Annotated in this window: 4 protein-coding genes; 2 read left to right on the forward strand and 2 right to left on the reverse strand. The window is 72.1% G+C overall.

Annotation, left to right across the window (positions count from 1 at the left end; translation table 11 throughout):
- Nucleotides 1–190: 190 nt before the first annotated feature.
- Both EEJ42_RS33795 and glmS read right to left on the reverse strand, forming a co-directional pair.
- Nucleotides 191–559, reverse strand: a complete 369-nt coding sequence (locus tag EEJ42_RS33795) for a holo-ACP synthase (RefSeq protein ID WP_123105879.1) — start codon at nucleotides 557–559, stop codon at nucleotides 191–193.
- Nucleotides 556–2,403 (reverse strand): glutamine--fructose-6-phosphate transaminase (isomerizing), encoded by a 1,848-nt coding sequence (gene glmS, locus EEJ42_RS33800; RefSeq protein WP_009715835.1) that lies wholly within the window; start codon nucleotides 2,401–2,403, stop codon nucleotides 556–558. Before glmS ends, EEJ42_RS33795 begins: the two co-directional genes overlap by 4 nt.
- A 249-nt stretch (nucleotides 2,404–2,652) precedes the next feature.
- Between glmS and coaA the strand changes: the two genes are divergently transcribed.
- Together coaA and EEJ42_RS33810 are read left to right on the forward strand one after the other, a co-directional pair.
- On the forward strand, nucleotides 2,653–3,669 hold the full coding sequence (gene coaA / locus EEJ42_RS33805; protein WP_123105881.1) for a type I pantothenate kinase: 1,017 nt from the start codon (nucleotides 2,653–2,655) through the stop codon (nucleotides 3,667–3,669).
- A 22-nt stretch (nucleotides 3,670–3,691) separates the two neighbouring features.
- On the forward strand, nucleotides 3,692–4,612 hold the full coding sequence (locus EEJ42_RS33810; protein WP_123105883.1) for a DUF389 domain-containing protein: 921 nt from the start codon (nucleotides 3,692–3,694) through the stop codon (nucleotides 4,610–4,612).
- Nucleotides 4,613–4,669: the final 57 nt, after the last annotated feature.

A 4,669-nucleotide genomic window follows, 5' to 3' on the forward strand; every position in this document is an offset into this window, starting at 1 on the left:
AGCCGCCGACGGCGGGAGGGGGCGGGGGTGCAGGGGTGGGGTCCTGGACGTTCCGTATATGTGTGGCGCCCACTCCCGGCCCACTCCACGTCTCCGGGCACCGGCGCCAAAAATATACGAGTCCAGGACCCTGCCCCGGAGGCCCCGCACCCGTACCACCCACCGAGCCCCGGCGCACCCACCACCAAGCTCACGCCTCCGCGATCACCACCGCCGACGCGACCCCCGCGTCGTGGCTCAGCGACACGTGCCACCCCCGTACGCCCAGCTCAGCGGCCCGCGCCGCCACCGTGCCGTGCACCGACAGGCGAGGGCGGCCGCCCGGTTCCGTCCAGACCTCGGCGTCCGTCCAGCGCAGGCCGCCCGGGGCGCCCAGGGCCTTGGCGACCGCCTCCTTGGCGGCGAACCGGGCGGCGAGGGACGCGGGGCCGCGTCGCTCGCCGCCCGGGAGCCACAGCTCGGCCGGAACGAACAGGCGCGACGCCATGCCGGGCGTACGGTCCAACGCAGCGGCGAAGCGGTCGATCTCCGCGACGTCGATGCCTACGCCGACGATCACTCGACGGTGACCGACTTGGCCAGGTTGCGCGGCTGGTCGACCTCGTTGCCGCGGGCCGTGGCCAGCTCGCAGGCGAAGACCTGGAGCGGCACGGTGGCCACCAGCGGCTGGAGGAGGGTCGGGGTCACGGGGATCTCGATGAGGTGGTCGGCGTACGGGGCGACCGCCTCGTCGCCCCGCTCGGCGATCACGATGGTGCGGGCACCCCGCGCCCGGATCTCCTGGATGTTGGAGACGATCTTGTCGTGGAGGACGGAGCGGCCGCGGGGGGAGGGGACGACCACGACGACCGGCACGTCCTGCTCGATCAGCGCGATGGGGCCGTGCTTCAGCTCGCCCGCCGCGAAGCCCTCCGCGTGCATGTACGCCAGTTCCTTGAGCTTGAGCGCGCCCTCCAGGGCGACCGGGAAGCCGACGTGGCGGCCCAGGAACAGCACGGTGTTCTTGGACGCCAGGCTGCGGGCCAGCTCCCGCACGGGCTCCATGGTCTCCAGGACCTCGTCCACCTGGGTGGCGATCTCGGACAGCTCGCGGATCACGGAGAGGATCTCGTCGCCCCACTTGGTGCCGCGTACCTGGCCCAGATACAGAGCCACCAGGTAGCAGGCGACGAGCTGGGTGAGGAACGCCTTGGTGGAGGCGACGGCGACCTCGGGCCCGGCGTGGGTGTAGAGGACGGCGTCGGACTCGCGCGGAATCGTGGAGCCGTTGGTGTTGCAGATGGCGAGCACCTTGGCGCCCTGCTCGCGGGCGTGCCGCAGCGCCATGAGGGTGTCCATGGTCTCGCCGGACTGCGAGATGGCGATCACCAGCGTCCGCTGGTCGAGGATCGGGTCCCGGTAGCGGAACTCGCTGGCCAGCTCCGTTTCGCAGGGGATGCGGGTCCAGTGCTCGATGGCGTACTTGGCGATCATCCCGGCGTGGTACGCCGTACCGCACGCCACGATGACGACCTTGCTGACCTCGCGCAGTACGGAGGCGGGGATGCGGACCTCGTCCAGGCAGAGGTTCCCGGCCAGGTCGATGCGGCCGAGGAGGGTGTCGGCGACCGCCTTCGGCTGCTCGGCGATCTCCTTGAGCATGAAGTAGTCGTAGCCGCCCTTCTCGGCGGCGGAGGCGTCCCAGTCCACGTGGTACGGGCGGACCTCGGCGGGGGCGCCGTCGAAGTCGGTGACGACGACGCCGTCGCGGCGGGCCTCGACGACCTGGTCCTGGCCCAGTTCGATGGCCTCGCGGGTGTGGGCGATGAACGCGGCCACGTCGGAGGCGAGGAACGCCTCGTCCTCGCCGACGCCGACGACCAGCGGCGAGTTGCGGCGCGCGCCGACGACCACGTCGGGCGCGTCGGCGTGCACGGCGACGAGGGTGAAGGCGCCCTCCAGCCGGCGGCACACCTGGCGCATGGACTCGGCGAGGTCGCCGCAGGAGGAGAAGGACTCGGCGAGCAGGTGCGCGACGACCTCGGTGTCCGTCTCGGAGGCCAGCTCGTGGCCGCGGTCGGCCAGCTCGGCGCGCAGGGCGGCGAAGTTCTCGATGATGCCGTTGTGGACGACGGACACCCGGCCCGCGTTGTCCAGGTGCGGATGGGCGTTGGCGTCGGTCGGCCCGCCGTGGGTGGCCCAGCGGGTGTGGCCGATGCCGGTGTTGCCGCTGGGCAGCGGCCGGTCGGACAGCTCCTTCTCCAGGTTGGCGAGCTTGCCCGCCTTCTTGGCGGCGGCGAGCCCGCCGTCGGCCAGGACGGCGACTCCGGCCGAGTCATAGCCGCGGTACTCCAGCCGCTTGAGCCCGGCGAGGACGACATCGAGGGCGGACTGCCCTCCCACGTAACCAACGATTCCGCACATGCAGTGCAGCGTACGACCCACCGGTCCGGGGGCCGACCACCGCCCGCGCGTCGGCCCGCGCTTTCCGGCCCCGCCCGGGCCGGGTCCGGGCCCGGTTCCGCCCCCGTTCCGGCCCCATTTCCGGCATGAGGTCGGGCATGCGGCCGGGCATGACGCGGCTGCGGGCGCCCGGACGGGGTGACCGCCGGGGTGACCGAGCCCACGCCCCCGGCCCACCCCTCCGGCGGGCCCAGCCACGACAATGAAGGGATGATCACGTCTACCGCGCGCGAGGCGCGCACCGGCCCCGTGCGCGGTCCGCAGCGTCGGGGCGGCGAGGCGACGCCGTATGTGGACCTGTCCCGCGCCGAATGGAGTGCGCTGCGGGACAAGACCCCACTGCCGCTCAGTGCCGAGGAGGTCGAGCGGCTGCGCGGGCTCGGCGACGTCATCGACCTGGACGAGGTACGGGACGTCTACCTGCCGCTGTCCCGGCTGCTCAACCTGTACGTAGCCGCCACCGGCAGCCTGCGCGGCGCGCTGAACACCTTCCTCGGCGACGCCAAGAACGGCCAGGGCCCCCAGACCGGCACCCCGTTCGTCATCGGCGTGGCGGGCAGCGTCGCGGTCGGCAAGTCGACCACGGCCCGGCTGCTCCAGGCGCTGCTGGCCCGCTGGCCGGAGCATCCGCGGGTGGAGCTGATCACCACCGACGGCTTCCTCCACCCCAACGCCGAACTGCACCGGCGCGGGCTGATGTCCCGCAAGGGGTTCCCCGAGTCGTACGACCGCCGCGCCCTGACCCGGTTCGTCGCCGACGTGAAGGCGGGCCGGGCGGAGGTCTCGGCCCCGGTCTACTCGCACCTGATCTACGACATCGTGCCGGGCGAGCGGCTGACCGTGCACCGGCCCGACATCCTCATCGTCGAGGGGCTGAACGTGCTCCAGCCCGCCCTGCCCGGCAAGGACGGGCTGACCCGGGTCGGGCTCGCGGACTTCTTCGACTTCAGCGTGTACGTGGACGCCCGTACCTCGGACATCGAGCGCTGGTACCTCGACCGCTTCCGGAAGCTGCGCCAGACGGCCTTCCAGGACCCCTCCTCGTACTTCCGCAAGTACACCCAGGTCTCCGAGGAGGAGGCGCTCGACTACGGCCGCATGATCTGGCGGACCATCAACAAGCCGAACCTCCAGCAGAATGTGCAGCCCACGCGGGGACGGGCCACACTCGTGCTCCGCAAGGGTCCGGACCACAAGGTGCAGCGGCTCTCCCTGCGCAAGCTGTAGCAAGCCCTAAGGAGTTCGTGTCGTGCTGCATCTGCGGCTGATCGTCCCGGCCGACCGTACGGACGATGTGGTGCGCCTCCTGGAGGGCACCGTGGGCGCCACCCACCTCATCGTCATGCCCGGCGCCGCCCGCGAACCGGCCGGGGACGTGGTGCTGTGCGACGTGGCGCGCGAGGCGGGCGACGGCCTGCTGGGCGAGCTGCGGGCGCTCGGTCTTGACGAGCACGGTTCGATCGCCGTCGACGACATCGGCCTGTCGCTGTCGAAGCGGGCCGACCGGGCGGAGGCGGAGGCTCCGGGGGAGGGTGCGGACGCGGTGCTGTGGGAGCACCTGACGGACGCCACCCACGAGGAGTCCACCCTGTCGGTGACCTTCCTCGCGTTCCTCACCATCGCGACGATGATCGCGGCGTGCGGTGTGGTGCTGGACAACGCGGTCCTGATCGTCGGCGCGATGGCCGTCGGGCCGGAGTTCGGCCCGCTGGCCGGGCTGTGCACCGCGCTGGTCCGGCGGGCTCCGCGGCTGGCCGGACGCTCGGCGGTGGCGCTGGTCGTCGGGTTCGTGGTGGCGATGGTGCTGACGACGGGCTTCAGCGTGCTGATGGACACGGTCGGGCTGTTCGGGAAGGAGATGCTGGACGCGGACCGGCCGAACACGGACTTCATCTGGAAGCCGGACATGTTCTCGTTCGTGGTCGCCGTGCTGGCGGGCATCGCGGGGACGCTGTCGCTGACGTCGGCGAAGTCGGGGGCGCTGGTGGGGGTGGCGATCTCGGTGACGACGGTGCCGGCGGCGGCCAATGCGGCGGTGGCGCTCGGGTATGGCGAGGTCGAGCAGATGGTGGGGTCGAGTGAGCAGCTGCTGCTGAATTTGGCGGGGATTGTGGTGGCGGGGACGCTGACGCTGCTGGTGCAGCGGTGGCTGTGGGCGCGCCGGGGGTAGTTCCCCACCCCGCCCCTTCCCGAACCCGGGGGCTCCGCCCCCGGACCCCGTCAGGGG

The organism is Streptomyces botrytidirepellens (assembly GCF_003721215.1).
GTDB lineage: Bacteria > Actinomycetota > Actinomycetes > Streptomycetales > Streptomycetaceae > Streptomyces > Streptomyces himastatinicus.